This is a genomic window from Rhodococcus sp. MS16, from assembly GCF_013277795.1.
GTDB classification, from domain to species: domain Bacteria; phylum Actinomycetota; class Actinomycetes; order Mycobacteriales; family Mycobacteriaceae; genus Rhodococcus_F; species Rhodococcus_F globerula.
Genome location: NZ_VBTM01000001.1, coordinates 962,095 through 982,975 on the forward strand (window position 1 = coordinate 962,095; position 20,881 = coordinate 982,975).

A 20,881-nucleotide genomic window follows, 5' to 3' on the forward strand; every position below is an offset into this window, starting at 1 on the left:
CGCACTCCGTCACCACAGTGGGACATGTCCGACGATGTGTTCGACTATCTGCCGCTGCAACTACCGCCCCACGTCTCACGAGTGACGGCATCTATGCGCCTGGCCATTTCCGCGGAGTTCGGCGGTTGGGAACTCTCGCAGGTGCGGCTCTATCCCGACGGCAGCCGTCGGGTCCTTCTGCGGCGCAAGAAGACACCATTGCACGTGGACAACCCGGACGGCATTGCTCACTGAGCCGCCCGTTTCATCGAAGATCTCACCAGACAAGCAGGAGAATCGTGTACCAACTGCTCTTGAGCCTGATGTTTCGGCTACCCCCGGAGCGCATCCACCACCTGGCCTTCACCGCGATGAAACTGGTGACTCGGTTTGCACCGATCCGGTGGCTCGTGGCGAAGGTTCTTGTTCTCGACGATCCGGTACTACGTAGTCAGGCATTCGGACTGACATTTCCCGCCCCACTCGGTTTGGCCGCGGGCTTCGACAAGGATGCAACCGGCGTCGACGCCTGGGGTCCGCTCGGTTTCGGATTCGCTGAAATCGGCACCGTCACCGCTCAGGCTCAGCCCGGCAATCCGCAGCCACGACTGTTCCGCCTGCCTGCCGACCGTGCACTGATCAACCGGATGGGATTCAACAATCACGGCGCCGGACATGCCGCGAACTTCCTCCGTCAGCGCCGAGTCACTGTGCCGATCGGCGCGAACATCGGCAAGACCAAGATCGTCGACGCCGCGGACGCGCCCGCCGACTACACCGCCAGCGCCCAATTGCTCGGGCCGCTCGCCGATTTCATGGTCGTCAATGTCAGCTCACCGAACACCCCCGGGTTGCGTGACCTGCAAGCCGTCGAGTCGCTGCGCCCGCTCCTGCAGGCCGTGCTCGATACGGTCCATATCCCGGTGCTGGTGAAGATTGCGCCTGATCTGTCCGACGAGGACGTCGACGCCGTCGCCGACCTGGCTATCGAACTCGGGTTGGCCGGCATCGTGGCCACGAACACCACAATTCGCCGTGACGGTTTGAAAACCCCGGACGCGGAGGTAGCCGCGATCGGCGCCGGTGGACTCTCGGGCGCTCCCGTCGCAGACCGTTCACTCGAGGTACTTCGCCGGCTGTACGCGCGGGTTGGCGACAAGCTCACCATCATCTCTGTCGGCGGTATCGAAACAGCTGATCAGGCGTGGGAGCGGATTCTTGCAGGTGCAACCTTGGTGCAGGGCTACACCGGCTTCATCTACGGCGGCCCGTTCTGGGCGCGCAGCATTCACAAGGGAATCGCGAAGCGTGTTCGCGCGGCTGGTTTCTCGTCGATCAGCCAGGCCGTCGGGGCGGAAAACCCCCGCTGAACGCTGTGCGCCTTTGGTAACCGCGGGCGGTTAACAAAGGCGCACAGTGCGTTATGCGACCTCGAACGTCCCGGTCAGCGTTGCCCGCGCAATTGCGTGCTGGAACACGTTGAACCCGAGGAATGCCGGCGAGGAATCAGCCGTGACTCCGTCGAGCTTGTCCACGTCGAGCGCGTGTACCGCGACGATGTAGCGATGCGGGCCGTGCCCGGGAGGCGGGCCTGCACCGATGAAGCCGAATCCGCCGCCGTCGTGGCGCAGAGTCACGGTTCCCGCGGGAAGGTCAGTGCTGTCCGCACTGCCGATACCGGCAGGCAGTTCGGTGACCGAAGCGGGAATGTTCGCTACGGCCCAATGCCAGAATCCCGACGCCGTCGGAGCATCCGGATCGAACACGGTGACCACAAAGCTCTTCGTCTCAGCGGGGAAACCCGACCAGGAGAGCTGCGGCGAGATGTCCTGCCCGCCGGGGACGCCGAAAGCGCCACTCGCCTGCGCAAGTTTCAGCGGCTCACCGGCCGTGATGTCTTCACTGGTCAGCTCGAAGCTCGGGAGCTTCGGCAATGGTTCGTACGGATCGTAAGCCATGCGAATCCTCTCTGTTTCTTGTACTCGGTGACTGTCCACGCGTTCAGGAATTGCGGAGAAAATGTTCCAGCACGCGTGTTCCGAACAGTAGTGCGTCCACCGGCACCCGCTCGTCGACGCCGTGGAACAGCGCGGTGAAATCGAGTTCCGGCGGCAACTGCAGCGGCGCAAACCCGAAGCACCGAATCCCGAGCTTCGCGAAGGCCTTTGCGTCGGTGCCCGCGGAGAGCATGTACGGCACAGTGCGCGCGCCTGGGTCATGGGCCAGGATTGCGTCGTTCATCGCGTCGACAAGATGACCGTCGAACGTTGTCTCGTACGAGTCGAGTTTCGTGATCCACTCTCGGGTGACGTCGGGTCCGATAAGGGCGTCGACGGTGCGCTCGAACTCGGCTTGACGGCCGGGAAGCACACGGCAGTCGAAGACAGCCTCGGCTGTCTGAGGAATGACATTCGCCTTGTAACCGGCTTTGAGCATGGTCGGATTGGCGGTGTCGCGGAACGTTGCACCGATGATGTTGGAGATGCTCCCCAGCTTCGCGAGTGTCCCGTCGATGTCCGGTGACGTCGGGTCGAAGTCGAGCCCGGTTTCCTCGCCGACCGCGGTCAGGAACTCCGCGACCGAATCGGAGATCACGATCGGGAATTCATGCGCGCTCAGGCGGGCCACCGCACCGGCCAACGTTGCCACGGCGTTGTCGTCGTGCAGGAAGGAGCCGTGTCCGGCTCGGCCTTTTGCGGTGAGCCGCATCCAGCCAAGTCCCTTTTCCGCGGTCTCCACGACATACAGCCGACGGTCGGTTCCGTCCGGACGCGGAACGGTCAGCGAGAATCCGCCCACTTCACCGACTGCTTCGGTGACGCCCTCGAACAGATCCGGACGGTGCTCCACAAGCCACTGGCAGCCGTACTTGCCGCCTGCCTCTTCATCGGCGACGAAGGCAAACACAAGATCACGCGGCGGCACTGTTCCCTCTGCCTTGAACTGCCGCGCCAGGGCCAGGATCATCCCGACCATGTCCTTCATGTCGACGGCGCCACGTCCCCAGATGTAACCGTCCTGCACGGTGCCGGAGAAGGGGTGAACACTCCAGTCGGCGGGCTCGGCCGGGACGACGTCCAAGTGCCCGTGCAGCATGAGAGCCCCACGGCCGGACTCGGCGCCTTTCAACCGGGCAAACACATTGCCGCGTCCGGGCGCGCCGGATTCGACGTACTCGGTCTCGTATCCCACTTCCTGAAGTTGAGCGGCGACCCATTCCGCGCACGCCCGTTCACCCTTGGTTGTTTCGAGTTCTCCCGTATTGGATGTGTCGAACCGGATCAGTGAGCTGACAAGTTCGACAACTTCGCTTTCGGCGCGAGAAGGGCCTGAGTTATTCGGCGATAAGGACATGTCACTTTCCTACCACCGAAACACCCGCCGCGGCGGCATGGACGTGGTCCGACCTGGCGATTTGGGCAACCTCACCGAATCGGATACTCTTTCCCAGCACCGAGAAATCGGGGCCGAGTCCGAGTGGCGGAATGGCAGACGCGCTAGCTTGAGGTGCTAGTGTCCTATTAACGGACGTGGGGGTTCAAGTCCCCCCTCGGACACTCGAATAAACAACCAATGACTCCAGCTGATGAAGCTGGGGTCATTTTTTGTTCACTATGTACCGAATGCCGGAAATCCGGACATTCCGTGTGCTTGACTCGTTTATGCGCAAATCACTGCTGGTCGCAGCGTTGCTCGGTACGTCCGTGATTGTCACGGCAATGCCGGCGGGAGCCGCTACGCAGACCTGGGACGGTGACTACTCGGTCAAGCGGTTCGCAGCCTCGAAAACGGGCACCAGTCTCGCGGCGAGTCAGTGGGAACCGGACTTCTCCGATATCTACACTTTCGAAACCGATTGCTCCGCCGAACCCTGTGTCGCCACCGTGATCGCCGGGCCGGCGCCGGCTAATCCGACTTTGCCTCAGCCTGCGCAATACACGTGGGACGGCACCAGTTGGGTTCATCCGTACGACTGGGAATGGGACTGCTATCAGGGTGAGGGTGTACCCAAAGTGATGGCGCCGGCTCATTCCTTGGCCTATTACACGCCGCAGCCAGACGGCACCCTGGTCGGTTCGTGGCGCACCGACATCTACGGCGGGCCCTGCGACGGTTCGGTGATCATGGACGTCGCGGCCTACCCCGTCGCTCCGAATCCGGGACCATTCGGCAGCGGCAGCTGACACGCCTGAACAGGACAAACGTCCACATCGCCGACGCGATTTGGGAGAGCGGGACAGCATCGGATACTCTTTCCCAGCACCGAGAAATCGGGGCCGAGTCCGAGTGGCGGAATGGCAGACGCGCTAGCTTGAGGTGCTAGTGTCCTATTAACGGACGTGGGGGTTCAAGTCCCCCCTCGGACACTCTGTGTTGAGACAGACAGGAAAAGCTCCGGTTCATTGAACCGGAGCTTTTCTCGTAAAAGGCCAAGTTCCCACACCGGGAACAGACCGCGCGAGCGGCGATCGAGATGGAACAGAAGTTCACGTGGATACAGACACACGGCAGTTCGACGTAACGGATACAGAATCTGCGGGAGCAGAACTGGCCGGACTCGACCCCGCAGAACTCGAAATCTGCTTGAAGGTTCTGCGCGAAGCAGCCGAACTCGACGACGAGCATCCCGACTCGATCATCATGCAGCGTGCCGTCGGCCATCTGTTCAAACGACTCAAGAAGAAGCGTCGCCTCGCCTCGCGTGCGGCGGTCAACGAAGCCGACCGCAGTGTCGTCGCCGCAACGGCGACGGGATCACCGGACCGAATCGACGACGAAACCGCCGGCATCCCCATCACGTCCAACACTGCCGGGGCAATCGCCGGCACCCTTATCAAGGCGCGTCCCTGCTACATCTGCAAGCAGCGCTACACCCAGGTCGACGCGTTCTATCACCAGTTGTGCCCGGACTGCGCCGCAACTTCCCGCGCCAAGCGTGACGCCAGCACAGACCTGACCGGACGCCGCGCACTCCTGACCGGTGGCCGCGCCAAGATCGGCATGTACATCGCGCTTCGCCTCCTGCGCGACGGCGCCCACCTGACGATCACCACGCGATTCCCCAACGACGCGATCCGGCGCTTCAAAGCGATGGAAGACAGCGCCGACTGGATTCATCGCCTTCGCATCGTCGGCATCGACCTCCGCGACCCTGCGCAGGTAGTCGCCCTTGCCGATTCCGTTGCAGCACAAGGCCCTCTCGACATCCTGATCAACAACGCCGCCCAGACCGTGCGCCGCTCCCCCGGCGCGTACGGCGCTCTGGTCGACGCCGAATCCGGCGCACTGCCGGCGGGCGAACTCCCCGATGTCGTGACCTTCGGCAAAACCAGCGACGCGCATCCCGCAGCGCTCGCAGGCTCACTGTCCGACGTCGCAGCCATCACGTCCGGAAATCTCTCCGCCGACGCAGTCAGCTCGCTCGCGCTGGTCGCGAAATCCGCGTCACCCGATCGCATCGAGCAGGGCATCGCCATCGATGCCGGCGGACTCCTCCCCGACCTCGCACACACCAACAGCTGGGTTCAGACCGTCGAGGAAGTTGATCCGATCGAGCTTCTCGAAGTGCAACTCTGCAATTCGGTTGCTCCGTTCATTCTGGTCTCGCGCCTGCGCCCGTCGATGGCGGCAGCAGCAGCGCGTCGTAAGTACGTCGTGAACGTCTCCGCGATGGAAGGCCAGTTCAGCCGCGCGTACAAGGGTCCTGGTCACCCGCACACCAACATGGCGAAAGCAGCACTGAACATGCTCACTCGCACCAGCTCCAAGGAAATGCTCGAGGACGGCATCCTCATGACTGCCGTCGACACCGGGTGGATCACCGACGAGCGCCCCCACTTCACCAAGATGCGCCTCGCCGACGAGGGTTTCCACGCTCCGCTCGACCTTGTCGACGGCGCCGCCCGCGTCTACGACCCCATCGTTCAGGGCGAACTGGGCGTCGACATCCATGGCTGCTTCCTCAAGGACTACAAGCCCTCACCCTGGTGAGAGAGGTGACCGCACACACCTCACCGTCTCGATGTGGCGATCTCGACACCCCGTATACGCCGTGTCGAGTACCGCATTTGAGGTAGTGCCCGGCGATACCGCGCGATAATGGACCCCGACACTGCCCACTGCCTCGGAGGAACCATGACGATTGCCGTCGTACACAAGGACAGCCCGGAGGGCCGCGCGGCAATTGTCCACGGAGCACGAGAATCTGTGAATCGGCGTGAGCAACTTGTCGTGCTGCACGTACTCGACGACGTCAATGTCCCGGACACTGACGAAGACAGCGCGGCTTTGCGCGGCGAGATCCAATCGGCACTGGACGCCGGAGGATTCGCGCAGACTCCGTGGGAGCTCCGCACCACAGAACACGACGGCGATCCGGTGACCGCGCTGGTCGAGTTGGTCGATGCCGTCGAAGCCGATCTGTTGATCGTGGGAACGCGTCGTATGTCCCCGATCGGCAAGTTCCTACTCGAGCGCCCGCTGCAGCGGCTACTGCTCGAAGTCGAGGTTCCGATCCTCGTCGTGAAGGAACCACTACCTGCGGAGTGAGCTCACTCACACGCATTCGGGTCCCGCATTTGTAGGCTGACTACATGACCGGACCCGTGAGTGACCGCAATATCGACAGTCGACCCGAGCGCGAACTCGACATCATCGTCTACGGAGCTACCGGCTTCGTCGGCAAACTCCTTGCCGAATACCTCGTTCAGCATGCACCCGCCGGAACGAAGATCGGCCTCGGCGGGCGTTCCCTCGAGAAGCTGACCGCCGTGCGGGCCGGATTGGGTGCTGCGGCAGCCGAACTCCCCCTCGTTGTCGCCGACGCCGATGATTCGACCGCCTTGAAGGCGCTTGCCGAACGAACGCGCGTCGTAGCTACGACGGTCGGTCCGTATGCCAAGTACGGCCATCAGTTGGTTCACGAATGCGCCGCCGCGGGAACCCATTACGTCGACCTCACCGGTGAGGTTCTCTTCCACCGCGAGAGCATCGACGCCAATCACGAACTTGCCGTGTCGACAGGTGCCCGCATCGTCCATTCGTGCGGCTTCGATTCCGTCCCTTCCGATCTTGGGGTCCATGTTCTTCACAAGCTGATCGAAGCGGACGGCGCCGGGGAGTTGACGGACACCACGCTGGTGGTCACGTCACTGCGCGGCGGCGTCAGCGGCGGGACCATCGATTCACTCCGCACGCAGATCGACGTGTCGAAACACGATGCACGGTTGCGGAAACTCGCGGCCTCGCCGTACTCGCTGAGCCCCGATCGCGCCAGCGAACCCGATCTGGGCAAGCAGAGTGACGCCACGGTGGTCGACGGCCGAAAGATCGATCCGTCGCTGCACGGCTGGAAGGCGCCCTTCTTCATGGCGTCCTACAACACCCGAGTCGTGCGACGCAGCAATGCCCTTCGCGAGTGGGCCTACGGCCGAAAGTTCAAGTACACAGAGGTGATGAACGTCGGTTCGTCGGTGGTCTCACCGGTGATCGCCGGCGGCGTTGCCGTGGGACTCGGCGCCTTGATCGCAGGCCTCGCACTGCCGCCGACGCGCTTCCTCCTCGACAAGGTTCTGCCGTCCCCGGGCGAGGGGCCAAGCGAGGACACCCAGAGCAAAGGCCACTTCACCCTTGACGTATTCACGGTGACCACCACGGGCGCGCGCTACACCTCGCGTGTCCGGGCCAAAGGCGACCCGGGATATAGTGCTACCGCAGTGATGCTCGGCGAATCAGCGCTGAGTCTTGCTGTCAGTAACGCAGAATTGCCCGATAACGCAGCATTACCCAACGCTGCAGGCGTCCTCACCCCGGCCACAGCCTTGGGGGATGTCCTGGTCGAACGTCTGCGTCGTAGCGGTTTCGAGATCTCCGCAGGCCGGTTGTGATGTATCCATCGAGGCTCTGTCCACCTGCGGGATACTCACGAGTAACATTGATTGTGGTTCATGGCACCCGTCGTGGTGCTCCGATTTCGGAAAAGTGAGGCTATTCATGACTGAGCGCGTTCAGGTCGGCAGTCTGCAGGTTGCCAAGGTTCTCTACGACTTCGTGGTCGAGGAGGCTCTGCCAGGCACCGGCGTAGATGCCGAGACCTTCTGGGCCGGCGCTGACAAGGTCATCACCGAGCTCGCGCCGAAGAACCGCGCCCTGCTTGCCAAGCGCGACGATCTGCAGGCGCAGATCGATCAGTGGCATCGCAACCAGGCCGGCGCTCCCATCGACGCCGCCGCATACAAGGCGTTCCTGCAGGAAATCGGATATCTCCTGCCCACACCCGCCGAGTTCTCCGTGACGACCACCAACGTCGACACCGAGATCACCTCAACCGCGGGCCCGCAGTTGGTCGTCCCGATCCTCAATGCCCGCTTCGCGCTCAACGCCTCCAATGCTCGCTGGGGTTCGTTGTACGACGCGCTCTACGGCACCAACGCCATCTCCGAGGAGAACGGCGCCGAGAAGGGTTCGGGCTACAACAAGGTCCGCGGCGACAAGGTCATCGCGTGGGCTCGTGAGTTCCTCGACGCGGCAGCACCTCTCGCGTCGGGATCGCACGCCGATAGCGTGAAGTACGCGATCGACGGCACTGACGTCAAGGTCACCCTCGCGGACGGCACTGTCACCACGCTCGCCCAGCCGGAGAAGTTTGTCGGCTACCTCGGTGAGAAGGACGCGCCCACCAGCATTCTGCTGCGCAACAACGGACTGCACGCCGAGATCCAGATCGACGCGTCCTCCCCGATCGGCAGCACCGACGCGGCCGGCGTCAAGGACGTCGTTCTCGAATCCGCGGTCACCACGATCATGGACTTCGAGGATTCGGTCGCCGCTGTCGACGCCGACGACAAGGTCGTCGGTTACCGCAACTGGTTGGGCCTGAACCGCGGCGACCTGTCCGAGGAGATCAAGAAGGGCGCCAAGTCCTTCACCCGCACGCTCAACGGCGACCGTAAGTACACGGCCGTCGACGGCAGCGAACTCAGCCTGCACGGTCGTTCACTCCTGTTCGTCCGCAACGTCGGTCACCTCATGACCAACCCGGCGATCCTCGACGCCGACGGCAACGAGGTTCCCGAGGGCATTCTCGACGCGTTGATCACCAGCGCCTGTGCTGTCCACGGCTTGTCGATCAGCGACGCCAACGGCCCACTGGACAACAGCCGCACCGGCTCGATCTACATCGTCAAGCCCAAGCAGCACGGTCCCGAGGAAGTTGCCTTCACCACCGAACTGTTCGGCCGTGTCGAGCAGGTCCTCGGCCTGCCGGAGAACACGCTCAAGGTCGGCATCATGGACGAAGAGCGTCGTACGACGGTCAACCTTGCAGCCTGCATCAAGGAAGCCGTCGACCGCGTTGTCTTCATCAACACCGGCTTCCTCGACCGCACCGGCGACGAGATCCACACCTCCATGGAAGCCGGCGCGATGGTGCGCAAGGCCGAGATGAAGAAGCAGAAGTGGATCGGCGCGTACGAGGACTGGAACGTCGACACCGGCCTGGCCTGCGGTCTGCAGGGCAAGGCTCAGATCGGCAAGGGCATGTGGGCCATGACCGAACTGATGGCGGACATGCTCGAGCAGAAGATCGGCCACCCCAAGGCCGGCGCCAACACCGCCTGGGTGCCTTCGCCCACCGGCGCCACCCTGCACGCGACGCACTACCACCGCGTCGACGTGTTCGCGGTTCAGGACGGCCTGAAGGGTAAGCCGCGCGCGAGCGTCGACGACATCCTGACCATTCCGCTCGCCCCCAGCACCGACTGGACGGACGCGGAGAAGAAGGAAGAACTCGACAACAACTGCCAGTCCATCCTCGGCTACGTCGTCCGGTGGATCGACGCGGGCGTCGGCTGCTCCAAGGTTCCCGACATCCACGATGTCGCCCTCATGGAGGACCGCGCAACGCTACGCATCTCGAGCCAGCTGCTCGCCAACTGGCTGCGTCACGGCATCGTCAGCGAGACCGATGTCGTGAGCGCACTCGAGCGCATGGCACCGGTTGTCGACCGCCAGAACGAGGGCGACGCGGAATACCGGAACATGGCACCTGATTTCGATTCCAACATCGCCTTCCAGGCCGCGAAGGAACTGATCCTCGAAGGTGCGAAGCAGCCCAGCGGATACACGGAGCCGATCCTGCATCGCCGCCGCCGCGAGTACAAGGCCGCCAACGCCTGATTTCACCTCGCTCAACTCGAACAGCCTCGACGCCGCTCCCGGTGTCGAGGCTGTTCGCGTTGGCCCCGAAGATTCGTCACTAGACTGGCTCTCGGCAGAGATCGTCGAGTGAGCAAGGTAGGGCAGCGTACGTGGGCGAACATCGCGGCGGGTCAGGCGCCAGAGGTATCAGTAAGGGGCCGATCCTTGTTGTCGTGGCGGTCGTCCTGATCGTGGCCGGATTCTTCGGGTGGAAGGCCCTCGGTAATCGCATCGACGATCAAGGTCAGCAAGCAGCGGGGACGTGCGTCGAGGGCAACCGGACGCTCGACATCACGGTTGATCCGTCGATTGCCCCACAGGTCGAGCAGTTGGCCAAGCGATTCACCGACACTTCACCGGTGATCCGAGATCATTGCATCACCACTGCAATCAATGCGGTTCCATCGCCATTAATCGCAAATGCCCTGGCAGCAGCCGCCGAATGGGATTCCGCCGCGCTCGGACCGCGCCCAAATCTGTGGATTCCGACCAGTTCTTTCGAACTCGCCCCACTGTCCGGTAAAGCCGTGATCAACGGAGAGCCACGGTCCATCGCGAACTCGCCGGTTGTGCTGGCGGTTGCGCCGGAGACAGCAACTTCGCTGGAGTCCGCGAACGCGGGATGGCAGTCCCTCGGTGACACAACACTCGCACTTCCGGTTGGCAGCCCGCAGACCGTCATGGCAACGCAGGCAATTGCCGCGGCCGTGGCCGGCGCGGGTTCCGGACCGGTCACCCTCGAACAGGCTCAGTCCAGCCAAGTCACATCGGCATTGAGCGCTCTGGCGTCACAGTTTCAATCCCTCCCGGCGCCGCCCGCCACAACCGCCGACGCATTAGCCGCCCTCACCAGCGGCGCCCCTGCCACTGTCACCGCCGTCCCGGCCATCGAACAGTCGATCGCCCAGTCGGCCAACGCTGACATGACGGCATTTTCCCCGAGCGGCGCAACTCCGCTCGCGGACTATCCGGCGGTGATCGTCGCGGGCGGCGGAATCGACGAAACCGCCGCACGCGCCGCCGCACAGTTCTCCGAGTTCATGCGCGATGCGGAGCAGTCCCAGATCTTCGTCGACGCCGGATTCCGCGTCGAGGGTAAGAGTGTCCCAGATCTGGGTGCACTCGAACCCGCGCAGATCACCTCAACCCTGACGCCCGCATCGGCGGAAACTGCCACTGCTCTGAACGCTGTTGTCGCCAACCCTGTTTCCGTTCGCAGCGCAACCATCCTGCTGGATACCTCGACGTCGATGAGCGCCAACTTGTCCGCAGCCGGTGCGGCGATCGAGTCTCAGTTGGTCCGCAGCCCGGACGCCTCCGACGTCGCGGTGCACGCGTTCCCCGGTTCCGACGCCGCGGCAGCGGAGCGTGTAATCGTTCCCGGCGCACCCCTCGATGCTGATCAACGAACCAAACTCACCGCCGCTGTGAGCAGTCTCAGCGCTGAAGGAAAATCATCGAAGTACCCCGCGCTGGCCGCAGCGTACAAAGACGCGGCAACCGGATACGACGCCGATCGAACCAACTCCGTTCTGCTGGTCACCTCTGCTGCCACCGACGAGTCGACGATGACACGCGCCGAACTCCTCAGCGCCATCGCTTCGGCAACCGATCCAGCTCGCCCGGTGCGGGTCGACATTCTGGTTATCGGTTCCAGTGGCGATGCCGCCACGCTGCAAGATGTCTCCGACAGAACTGGTGGAACATTGATTCGCGTGAACCCGGATGACTCCGCCGCGATGTCGGCTGCAGTCGCGGAACTGCTGTCCTGATGGCGCGGATCGCAGTATTTGCCGTTGTTCTCGCGCTTCTCACCTGGTTTCTACACCGCAGGCTGGTCCGGGCAACCGGCATGCCGACGCGGTGGGCCCGCATCACCGACACCGCATTGGTGCTGTTGGCCGTTCTGACGCTCATCGGCATGGGCAGCGGCGAGGTCTTCGCCACGTCGTGGGCCCGCCCGGTCGGGTTTCTCGGGTGGGTCTGGTTGGCTTCGTGGTTGTATCTGATTCCGGGGCTGCTGATCATCGGAGTGTGCGCCGGGGTCAATCGTCTGGTGCGTAGACGCCGTGAGGAACCTGAGGTGGATCCGGCGAAGCGTCGTACTTTGCAGTTGGCAACCGCTGCAGTCACGGTTGCGGCGTTGGGCACTGCCGCATACGGGGTGTACGAGGCGTCGAACCCGAAGGTCTCCCGGATTCGGGTGCCGTTGGCCCGCCTGCCCGAAGGCTTCAACGGCTACCGGATTGCCTTGATCACCGACTTGCATGTTGGCCCGGCCCGCGGAGTCGACTTCACCCGCAAGGTGGTCGAGATCGTGAACTCGCAGAATGTCGATCTGATTGCGATCGGCGGTGACCTCGTGGACGGCACAGTCGCGAAGGTTGCTCCCGATCTTGGGCCGCTCGCCGATCTTCATGCGCCGGACGGGATCTTCGGGGTCAGTGGCAATCACGAGTTCTACGCCGACGACGGCGGCAAGTGGCTCGACGTGTGGGAAACCTTGGGGATCACCACGCTTCGTAACAGCCGAGCGTCGATCGAGCGTGGCGGCGACACCATCGACATCGTGGGTATCCACGACTACACGTCACCGGCCCCGTACGAGCCGGATCTGACAGCAGCACTGAACGGGCACGATCCGAACACGTTTGCGTTGCTGCTCGCCCACGAACCCCGCCAAGCGCTCGAAGCGTCGGAGATGGGCATCGATCTGCAACTGTCCGGGCACACGCACGGCGGACAGATGTGGCCGCTGCGCTATCTCGTCCCGCTGCAACAACCTTCGGTGCAGGGCCTGGACACGATCGGCAATACCGTTCTGTACACAACGCGCGGCGCCGGAGCGTGGGGTCCGCCGGTGCGCGTCGGCGCGCCGCCGGAGATCACCGTCCTCGAACTCGTTCGCGAGAACTGATGGTCTCCGGCGGGCACACGCCTTAGTTGCCTGCGAACGCTTCGATCGGCGGGCACGAGCAGATCAGGTTGCGGTCGCCGTGTGCACCGTCGATACGACGCACGGACGGCCACACCTTGGGACGAGCCTTACCGCGCGGGAACACTGCGATCTCACGCGAGTACGGGTGATCCCACTGCGCCGCGATGCTTCCGGCAGTGTGGGGAGCGCCGCGAAGCGGGTTGTCCTCCACAGTCCACTCACCGGCTCCCACGCGATCGATCTCGCCGCGAATGGCGATCATCGCGTCGCAGAACTCGTCGATTTCCTCGAGGTTTTCACTCTCGGTCGGCTCGACCATCAAGGTGCCGACCACGGGGAAGCTCATGGTCGGAGCGTGGAAACCGTAGTCGGCGAGACGCTTTGCGACGTCGTCGACGGTCACGCCGGTGTCCTTGGTCAGACCGCGCAGGTCGAGGATGCACTCGTGCGCGACCATGCCGTTCTCGCCGGTGTAGAGAACCGGGAAGTACTCGTCGAGTCGACGCGCGATGTAGTTGGCCGACGCGATGGCGGTCAGGCTGGCGCGGCGCAGGCCCTGAGCTCCCATCATCCGGATGTAGGTCCAGGTAATGGGCAGGATTGACGCACTGCCGTACGGCGCTGCCGAGATCGTGCCTCTACCACCGAGTTCGGGGGCCATCGGGTGTCCGGGCAGGAACGGCGTCAGGTGCGAGCGCACGCCGATCGGTCCGACGCCGGGTCCCCCGCCGCCGTGCGGGATGCAGAAGGTCTTGTGCAGGTTCAGGTGGCTGACGTCGCCACCGAATCGGCCCGGACGAGCAAGGCCGACAAGCGCGTTGAGGTTGGCGCCGTCGACGTACACCTGGCCGCCGGCGTCGTGTACTGCTGCGCAAATGTCGGAGATCTCGTGCTCGTAGACACCGTGGGTGGACGGGTAGGTGATCATGATCGCGGCGAGACGCTCGGCGTGATCGGCGATCTTCGCGCGCAGATCGTCGACGTCGACGTCACCGTTGGGGCGGCACGCAACAACCTCGACGCGCATCCCGGCCATGACGGCCGAAGCCGCGTTGGTGCCGTGAGCACTCGACGGGATGAGGCACGTGTCGCGGTGATCGTCGCCGCGGCTGAGGTGGTAGTTACGGATCGCGAGCAGGCCCGCGTACTCCCCCTGGCTGCCGGCGTTGGGCTGGAGGCTGACGTTGTCGTAGCCGGTGACCGCGACCAGCCAGTCCTCGAGGTCCTTGATGATCTTGAGCAGTCCGGGTGCGTCGGACGTCGGCGCAAACGGGTGGATTGCGTTGAACGCGGGCCACGTGATGGATTCCATCTCGGCGGTCGCGTTGAGCTTCATGGTGCACGAACCCAGCGGGATCATGCTGCGATCGAGCGCAATGTCCTTGTCGGACAGCGCGCGCAGGTAGCGAAGCATTGCCGTTTCCGTACGGTAACGGGTGAAGGCTTCGTGCTGCAGGTAGTCGGAGGTGCGCTCCTGAGCAGCCGGAACCGAGTTGCCCTCGGCTTCGATGGCGACAACAGCGTCGTCGATCCCGAAAGCGTCGAGCACCGCGAGAACGTGATCGGCGGTGGTGGCCTCGTCGCAGGAGATGCCGACATGATCGGCGTCGACCAGACGCAGGTTGATTCCGGATTCCTTTGCGGCAGCGACAACGTCGGCCGCCTTGCCCGGAACCTGAGCCAGCACGGTGTCGAAGAACGAATCGTGGACAACGGTCACGCCGCCCTCACGCAAACCGTTTGCCAACGCGTGCGCCCGGGCAGCGACGCGCAAGGCAATCGCCTTGAGTCCCTCGGCGCCGTGGTAGCTCGCATACATCGCGGCCAGGATGGCGAGGAGCACCTGAGCGGTGCAGATGTTGGACGTCGCCTTCTCACGGCGAATGTGCTGCTCACGCGTCTGCAGCGCCAGGCGATACGCCTTGTCTCCGTCCGCGTCGATGGACACGCCGACCAAACGGCCGGGCAGCTGACGCGCGAGCTTGGAGTGCACCGCCAGGTAACCGGCGTGCGGTCCGCCGTAACCCATGGGAACACCGAAGCGCTGGGTGGTGCCGAAGCACGCGTCCGCACCGAGCTCACCGGGCGAGGTGATGAGCGTCATCGCAAGTAGGTCGGCACCGACGGCAACCAGTGCGCCGCGCTCATGAGCTTCCGCAATGATCGAGGTGTAGTCGACAACGCGTCCAGAAGCGCCCGGGATCTGGGCGATGACACCGAAGAAATCGCCCTCGGGCAGTCCGGCAGTGAGGTCAGCGGAGACGATCTCGATGCCGAGCGGCTCGGCGCGCGTCTCGATGACAGCAAGGGTCTGCGGGTACAGGTCCTCGTCGACGACACAGCGTGGGGACTTGCTGCGGTTCGCGCGGCGCAGGAGCGTCATGGCTTCGGCAGCGGCGGTGGCCTCGTCGAGCATGGACGAGTTGGCGAGCTCCATGCCGGAAAGATCGGCGACCATGGTCTGGAAATTGAGGAGGGCTTCGAGGCGGCCCTGGCTGATCTCGGGCTGGTACGGCGTGTACGCGGTGTACCAGGCCGGGTTCTCGATGATGTTGCGCAACAACACCGGCGGTGTCAACGTATCGAAGTAGCCGAGGCCGATCATCGACGTGGCGACAGTGTTCTGGGCAGCGAGGGCGGACAGTTCCGCGAGCGCTTCGTGCTCTCCGACCGGCAACGGCAATGCGTCGAGTCCGGCAGCGATTCCGCCGGGTGCGGCGTCGAGAATGACCGACGGAACGGCCTTGGTTGCGAGATCGTCGAGGGAGTCGACCCCGATGAGTTCGAGGATGCGCGCGAGTTCCGCGGCGTTCGGACCGACATGGCGGTCGGCAAAATTACGGCTTGCAGCGTCGATCACGACAACTCCCAGGCAGATCGGAGGATCAGGACACACACCGACTGCGGTGTGTTCCTCCCCCTCTGTCGCCTGCTCGACAACGAGCGCCTGAGAGATTCGGTAGTGATCCACCATGCCGGCGGAACCACAGCCTTTCCCCGTCGGCGGGTGGGTTATCCCACCGCTTTCCAGAGGCGTCGGAGCCCGTACGGTCCTTGGTGCCTGAGAGATTGACGGGGAGGTATTGCTCCTTCGGCGCCCTGATAACGCTCACGACAAGTCCGCAAATCGAAGACTGGTGTGTGAAGCACTACCCGAGGCTCTCCCGTACGCCGGCGACGCGTGGACCAGTCTAGTTGACCGGCCGACCTTCCGTCGCCACCACATCGACCGAGCGGGTGTGACGCCCGGAACACTATCCGGTCTTGCGGCTCACGCGATTCTTGCGGCGCGACGCCAATTCGTCTTCGGGATTCGGATCACTTTCGCCGCCGTCTGCACGCTCGGCCGGGAAGTCGGCGATGGTTCCGGTGAGTTCACGCATCGCGCCGCTGACGGCGATGCCGAATACTCCCTGCCCACCTTGGAGCAGGTCTACGACCTCTTCGGGGGACGTGCACTCGTAGACGGTGGTCCCGTCGGAGAACAGAGTGATGTTGGCGAGATCGCGAACGCCGCGGTGACGCAGGTGATCGACGGCCACCCGGATGTTCTGCAAAGAGATTCCGGTGTCGAGCAATCGCTTGACGATCTTGAGAACCAGAATGTCCTTGAACGAGTACAAACGCTGGCTGCCGGAGCCGGCCGCGCCGCGGATGGACGGGACGACCAGTGCGGTCCGTGCCCAGTAATCGAGCTGACGGTAGGTGATGCCGGCGATCTGGCATGCGATGGGAACGCGGTAGCCGACAAGATCGTCAGGAATGGAGTCGTCCGGGAACAATCCCGGCTGCAACTCTTCCGACATTGATTGGGCAGCCGGATCTGCAGTCAGTTCAGCGACGCCGGAATTCTCCGCCTTGCCTAAGTTCGACTGTTCTTCCACTGCCGTCTCCTTCTCGATACGCCATCGTGTCATCACGCTGTGCTATGCGGCAGAGTCTGATACCCGAACAGAAACGGATACCCGCGTCAGCCGATCTCGAACCACCGAACATTTCGAAGCAGTGAATCCGAGGCACGTAATTCCACGAGTGGACTTACCTAGAGTACGCCCCGACAGAGCACCAAGACCAGACTCTATTTCAAGGCTCAACGATCTTCACCGCTCGCAACGGTAAGACCCCGGCGCGATTTTGGTCAACGCAACACGCCGAACGAGACTAAACCTCTACTTGAGAGTTGAAGCCTCAAGCCAGTCTCGGAAACGATCGGCTAACCGTCAGTTGCCTTGAAATCATCCGGCGAGATCGTGTCCAGGAATTCCTTGAATTTCTCCACCTCGTCTTCACGCTCGTCAGGAATGACCAATCCCGCCTCGGCAAGGACTGATTCCGAGGCAAAGATCGGGACCCCGATCCGAAGTGCCAACGCGATGGAATCCGACGGACGAGCGGAGACCGTAGTTTGCTCGTCGAAAACCAGGTCGGCATAGAACGTGCCTTCTTGCAGATCCACGATGCGGACTTCCTGCAGACTGCGGCCGAAGGATTCGATCAGTATTTTGATCAGGTCGTGTGTGAGCGGCCTCGCCGGCTCGACTCCCTGTTGCTCCAGAACGATCGCCGTGGCTTCCGTCTGCCCGATCCAGATCGGAAGGTACCGATCACCATCTGACTCGCGGAGCAATAAAACCGGCTGATTCTGGGGCTGCTCGACACGAACTCCGATCACACGCATTTCGCCCATCGAGCTTGCCTCCAACCTGAAATGACCCTGGTGGCCGAATTCACGACCGTACTGAGATTCTATTCGCGTGGAACGAGATGATCGAGAACTCAGCGATCAAGACTTCCGCGGACTGCTGATTTGACCAGGCATGTATGCAATGTCAACGACAATGCTGCCAGTTCTCGAACCATTTCCTCGGCTCGATCACGGGCACCCGCATCACGTCCCTTGGCTACCGGTCCGGCGATCTGGGTAACCAACCCGGCTTCACGATCCGCAGCCAACTTGAACGCACGTAGATGTCGTACTTCCAAACCGTATTCCGCCATCGCCTTGGCTGTCCGGGCCAACGTCACTGCGTCTTCGTCGAAGAATCCGGCAGCGCCTGGCACGATCAGGCCGGTGCGAATGAGGTCGGTCAGGAATCGATCGTCGATGTCCGCGCGAGCGAGAAGATCCGCCCGACCCACTCGGACTTCTCGATCCACCCGGAAAACCTCGGGCGATACTTCTCCCGGAGCGATCGACAGGACGCGCGGACGTCGCGGCGCAGAGTTGTCTGCGCTGACCGTCGCGGCACCACTGTCGATCGCCTCGAGTTGTTCCTTGATGACTTTCAGCGGCAGGTACTGATCACGTTGAGCGGTCAGTACGTAGCGAAGACGCTCGCAGTCCTCGATGGAGAACCTGCGGTATCCCGACGGCGTCCGTTGTGGGCTGATCAAGCCCTCGGACTCGAGGAAACGAATCTTCGAAATCGTCACGTCGGGAAAATCTGGACGCAACCGATCCAGCACGGAGCCGATAGACATCCCCGGCTGGCTCTGCTGCCGCAATGCCGTCATTAGCTACCAGCACCTGCTGACGCCTCGCCCACCTGCGAACCGCCGGAACGCGGGCCGGTGAGGAAAACCAGACGGAACTTACCGATCTGCACCTCGTCGCCGTTGGCCAGCACTGCCGAATCGACAGGCTCACGGTTGACGTACGTGCCGTTGAGGCTTCCGACGTCGACGACGTGGAATTCGGCTTCTTCCTGACGGAACTCGGCGTGGCGGCGGCTGACCGTCACATCGTCGAGGAAGATGTCACTGTCCGGGTGGCGACCTGCCGACGTGGTCGGCTGATCCAGCAAGAAACGCGATCCCGCGTTTGGTCCTCGTTTGACGACGAGCAGAGCCGCGCCGGCAGGTAGACCTTCGACACCCGAAACCGGCTGCTCGGCGGCCGGTGCTGCTGAGGAGTTGTCGAGCTCGTTGAGGAAATCTGCACGGAATACCGATGTGGTCTCCGCCGGCGTCTCCCCGTAGCCCGCGTCGTTACCGTTCTCGCTCACTGTTTCTCCTCCTCGATCAATCGTCCAGATCAGAAATCACTGGACTACGCAGTGCACTTTTTTCTCGAGCATCTTTCACAGTCACTTACAGATACGACCTGCACCCCGACTTGGCACATGCGTACCCCACGACCGTACCCTGCGCGCACCCTTGTGTGCAGCGAGACTGGCCGCGACACAACGGGTCGGCAGTCAAGCCCTAGCTGGACGTCAGTGCGGTGTATCCCGCAGCATCCAAGGTCTCCGAAATCGCACTGTCCAAAGTGGCTTCGTCGGCAACCTCGAGATCGACGAGCCAACCGTTGTTGTACGGATCGGTGTTCACGAGTTCGGGAGCACCGTCCAATTCGCTGTTAGCCGCAATAACTTTCGCGGTGAACGGCGCAAAGATGTCGGATACGCTCTTGGTCGATTCGACCTCACCGAGCGATTCGCCAGCGGTGACGTCTTCTCCCGCGGCGGGGAGCTGAACGAACACCACATCTCCGAGCTGTGACTGAGCGAAGTCGGTAATGCCCACTCGAACAGATGTCGGGCCGGTTCGCTTCACCCACTCGTGCTCCGCGGTGTAACGCAGATCGGTAGGTGTATCGAGCTCACTCACAGTGGCTTCCTTTCACATGCCGCCCGAAAGTTCCGGACGCAAAAATTCAATTTCCGGGTTGAGCGTATTGGCGCGGATTCAATTGTCGCAAGGCGGAGATCGTGACCTGCTGTGATTGCTCGACGGTGGAACTTCCGCCGCCCCGTGACACGTTGTCGAACACTCCGCCCGGAATGTTCAATGCCGCTGCCAAAGTCGGCGGATCGCCGATCGCGCTCACAGTGTACGGCGCTGCGATCTTGGTTCCGTCCACTTCGATGTCACCGCCGCGGCCACCGACCCACGAGTTCACGCCGATCCGGATCGGTTCGCCTGTGGCTCCGGCAATCTGAATAGCCTCGGCTCCGGCGGCACGTAGTTCCTGGATCAGATCGAGAATCACCTCCGGCCCGACACCACCCGTCGGATCGGTCAACGTCATGGTGACGCCAGGACCGCTCGCCGGCGCTGTCCCCACCTGGATGGAGAGGGCATTCAATCGGGCCTGCGCTTCACCGAGAGCCGCGTCGGTGCTTCCGCTGCGCCGCAATGTCGCCAGAGAATCCTCGAGCTCCGAGACTTCCTGTCGCAGCGCGGCTTCGCGCCGATTCAGGTTGTCGAGAACCACAAGGAGATCGGCGGGGCGCGCAGAATCGAGCGAGTCCCCCGCAACGGTGCTGCGCACCTGAGTTGCGATTGCCACTCCCAGAACACCGAGCAGAACTGTCGCAAGAATTGCGAACACCACGTTGCTTCGGTGCTTGTTCACCGGTCGCAACTCGTGTCGTCCCTCGTCGTGCTTCCTGACCGCGTCAGCCATGTCTCACGCTCCGAACAGCCGGCGACGCAGTGCCGCTGCATTGCCGAAGATTCGAATCCCCAGGACCACTACGATGGCCGTCGAGAGTTGCGTGCCGACTCCGAGCTGATCACCCAGCCAGACGATCAGCGAGGCGACAAGAACGTTGAAGACAAACGAGACGACAAATACCTTGGCGTCGAAGATCTCGTCCAAGTACGCCCGCAAGCCACCGAATACCGCATCGAGTGCGGCTACAACGGCAATCGGAAGATACGGCGCGAATGCGTCGGGCACCTGTGGGCTGAAGACAACACCCAGGACGATGCCGATCACCAACGCGGCGAGTCCGTACAGGGCGGAACCGGCCTTCATCGAAC

19 protein-coding genes, 2 tRNA genes and 1 riboswitch are annotated in these 20,881 nt (G+C 62.9%); of the genes, 11 read left to right on the top strand and 10 right to left on the bottom strand.

Annotated features, from left to right (window positions below):
• The first annotated feature begins 24 nt into the window (after window positions 1-24).
• Together FEZ60_RS04355 and FEZ60_RS04360 are read left to right on the top strand one after the other, a co-directional pair.
• Window positions 25-234 (top strand): DUF5703 family protein, encoded by a 210-nt coding sequence (locus tag FEZ60_RS04355; RefSeq protein ID WP_138873227.1) that lies wholly within the window; start codon window positions 25-27, stop codon window positions 232-234.
• A gap of 44 nt (window positions 235-278) precedes the next feature.
• Window positions 279-1,349, top strand: a complete 1,071-nt coding sequence (locus tag FEZ60_RS04360; protein WP_033231922.1) for a quinone-dependent dihydroorotate dehydrogenase — start codon at window positions 279-281, stop codon at window positions 1,347-1,349.
• 51 nt (window positions 1,350-1,400) lie between these two features.
• On the opposite strand, the gene FEZ60_RS04365 is transcribed toward FEZ60_RS04360, so the two are convergent.
• On the bottom strand, window positions 1,401-1,937 hold the full coding sequence (locus FEZ60_RS04365) for a YbhB/YbcL family Raf kinase inhibitor-like protein (protein WP_045067848.1): 537 nt from the start codon (window positions 1,935-1,937) through the stop codon (window positions 1,401-1,403).
• A 43-nt stretch (window positions 1,938-1,980) separates the two neighbouring features.
• Window positions 1,981-3,333: a M20/M25/M40 family metallo-hydrolase gene (locus tag FEZ60_RS04370; RefSeq protein WP_045067849.1), complete on the bottom strand. Its 1,353-nt coding sequence runs from the start codon at window positions 3,331-3,333 to the stop codon at window positions 1,981-1,983.
• A gap of 117 nt (window positions 3,334-3,450) precedes the next feature.
• Between FEZ60_RS04370 and FEZ60_RS04375 the strand changes: the two genes are divergently transcribed.
• The 9 genes from FEZ60_RS04375 (at window position 3,451) to FEZ60_RS04415 (ending at window position 13,093) form a co-directional block, all read left to right on the top strand.
• Window positions 3,451-3,536, top strand: a tRNA-Leu gene (locus FEZ60_RS04375).
• A gap of 105 nt (window positions 3,537-3,641) precedes the next feature.
• A complete protein-coding gene (locus tag FEZ60_RS04380; RefSeq protein ID WP_072782541.1) occupies window positions 3,642-4,163 on the top strand; it encodes a hypothetical protein in 522 nt (173 codons plus the stop codon).
• 97 nt (window positions 4,164-4,260) lie between these two features.
• A tRNA-Leu gene (locus tag FEZ60_RS04385) sits at window positions 4,261-4,346 on the top strand.
• A gap of 181 nt (window positions 4,347-4,527) precedes the next feature.
• The gene (locus FEZ60_RS04390; protein WP_084702887.1) at window positions 4,528-5,970 is read left to right on the top strand and encodes an SDR family oxidoreductase; all 1,443 of its coding nucleotides are present in this window, start codon (window positions 4,528-4,530) and stop codon (window positions 5,968-5,970) included.
• A 144-nt stretch (window positions 5,971-6,114) separates the two neighbouring features.
• Complete coding sequence (locus FEZ60_RS04395) at window positions 6,115-6,528, top strand: universal stress protein (RefSeq protein ID WP_033232182.1); 414 nt, start codon at window positions 6,115-6,117, stop codon at window positions 6,526-6,528.
• Window positions 6,529-6,572: 44 nt separating this feature from the next.
• Window positions 6,573-7,865 (top strand): saccharopine dehydrogenase NADP-binding domain-containing protein, encoded by a 1,293-nt coding sequence (locus tag FEZ60_RS04400; protein WP_172935582.1) that lies wholly within the window; start codon window positions 6,573-6,575, stop codon window positions 7,863-7,865.
• Between the two features lie 106 nt (window positions 7,866-7,971).
• Window positions 7,972-10,155, top strand: coding sequence for a malate synthase G (locus tag FEZ60_RS04405; RefSeq protein ID WP_172935583.1), 2,184 nt, complete (start codon window positions 7,972-7,974; stop codon window positions 10,153-10,155).
• A 131-nt stretch (window positions 10,156-10,286) separates the two neighbouring features.
• On the top strand, window positions 10,287-11,948 hold the full coding sequence (locus tag FEZ60_RS33055; protein ID WP_045067853.1) for a VWA domain-containing protein: 1,662 nt from the start codon (window positions 10,287-10,289) through the stop codon (window positions 11,946-11,948).
• Window positions 11,948-13,093, top strand: a complete 1,146-nt coding sequence (locus FEZ60_RS04415; RefSeq protein WP_045067854.1) for a metallophosphoesterase — start codon at window positions 11,948-11,950, stop codon at window positions 13,091-13,093. The genes FEZ60_RS33055 and FEZ60_RS04415 overlap by 1 nt, the downstream gene beginning before the upstream one ends.
• A 22-nt stretch (window positions 13,094-13,115) precedes the next feature.
• Here FEZ60_RS04415 and gcvP read toward each other — a convergent pair whose 3' ends face one another.
• The 8 genes from gcvP to FEZ60_RS04455 all read right to left on the bottom strand — a co-directional run bounded on the left by gcvP (window position 13,116) and on the right by FEZ60_RS04455 (window position 20,876).
• Complete coding sequence (gene gcvP, locus FEZ60_RS04420) at window positions 13,116-15,974, bottom strand: aminomethyl-transferring glycine dehydrogenase (protein WP_045068165.1); 2,859 nt, start codon at window positions 15,972-15,974, stop codon at window positions 13,116-13,118.
• A 52-nt stretch (window positions 15,975-16,026) separates the two neighbouring features.
• A riboswitch (glycine riboswitch) is annotated at window positions 16,027-16,155 on the bottom strand.
• Window positions 16,156-16,368: 213 nt separating this feature from the next.
• Window positions 16,369-16,920, bottom strand: a complete 552-nt coding sequence (locus tag FEZ60_RS04425; RefSeq protein WP_230590041.1) for a MerR family transcriptional regulator — start codon at window positions 16,918-16,920, stop codon at window positions 16,369-16,371.
• 407 nt (window positions 16,921-17,327) lie between these two features.
• Window positions 17,328-17,801, bottom strand: a complete 474-nt coding sequence (locus FEZ60_RS04430) for a bifunctional nuclease family protein (RefSeq protein WP_033231914.1) — start codon at window positions 17,799-17,801, stop codon at window positions 17,328-17,330.
• A gap of 89 nt (window positions 17,802-17,890) precedes the next feature.
• Complete coding sequence (locus tag FEZ60_RS04435; RefSeq protein WP_033231913.1) at window positions 17,891-18,628, bottom strand: MerR family transcriptional regulator; 738 nt, start codon at window positions 18,626-18,628, stop codon at window positions 17,891-17,893.
• Entirely contained in the window at window positions 18,628-19,119 is a 492-nt protein-coding gene (gene garA, locus FEZ60_RS04440; RefSeq protein WP_033231912.1) for a glycogen accumulation regulator GarA, read from the bottom strand. The genes FEZ60_RS04435 and garA overlap by 1 nt, the downstream gene beginning before the upstream one ends.
• Window positions 19,120-19,318: 199 nt before the next feature.
• Entirely contained in the window at window positions 19,319-19,723 is a 405-nt protein-coding gene (gene gcvH / locus FEZ60_RS04445; protein ID WP_033231911.1) for a glycine cleavage system protein GcvH, read from the bottom strand.
• Between the two features lie 46 nt (window positions 19,724-19,769).
• Window positions 19,770-20,522, bottom strand: coding sequence for a DUF881 domain-containing protein (locus FEZ60_RS04450; protein ID WP_033231910.1), 753 nt, complete (start codon window positions 20,520-20,522; stop codon window positions 19,770-19,772).
• A 3-nt stretch (window positions 20,523-20,525) separates the two neighbouring features.
• Window positions 20,526-20,876, bottom strand: a complete 351-nt coding sequence (locus tag FEZ60_RS04455) for a DUF1290 domain-containing protein (protein ID WP_033231909.1) — start codon at window positions 20,874-20,876, stop codon at window positions 20,526-20,528.
• Window positions 20,877-20,881 lie beyond the last annotated feature (5 nt).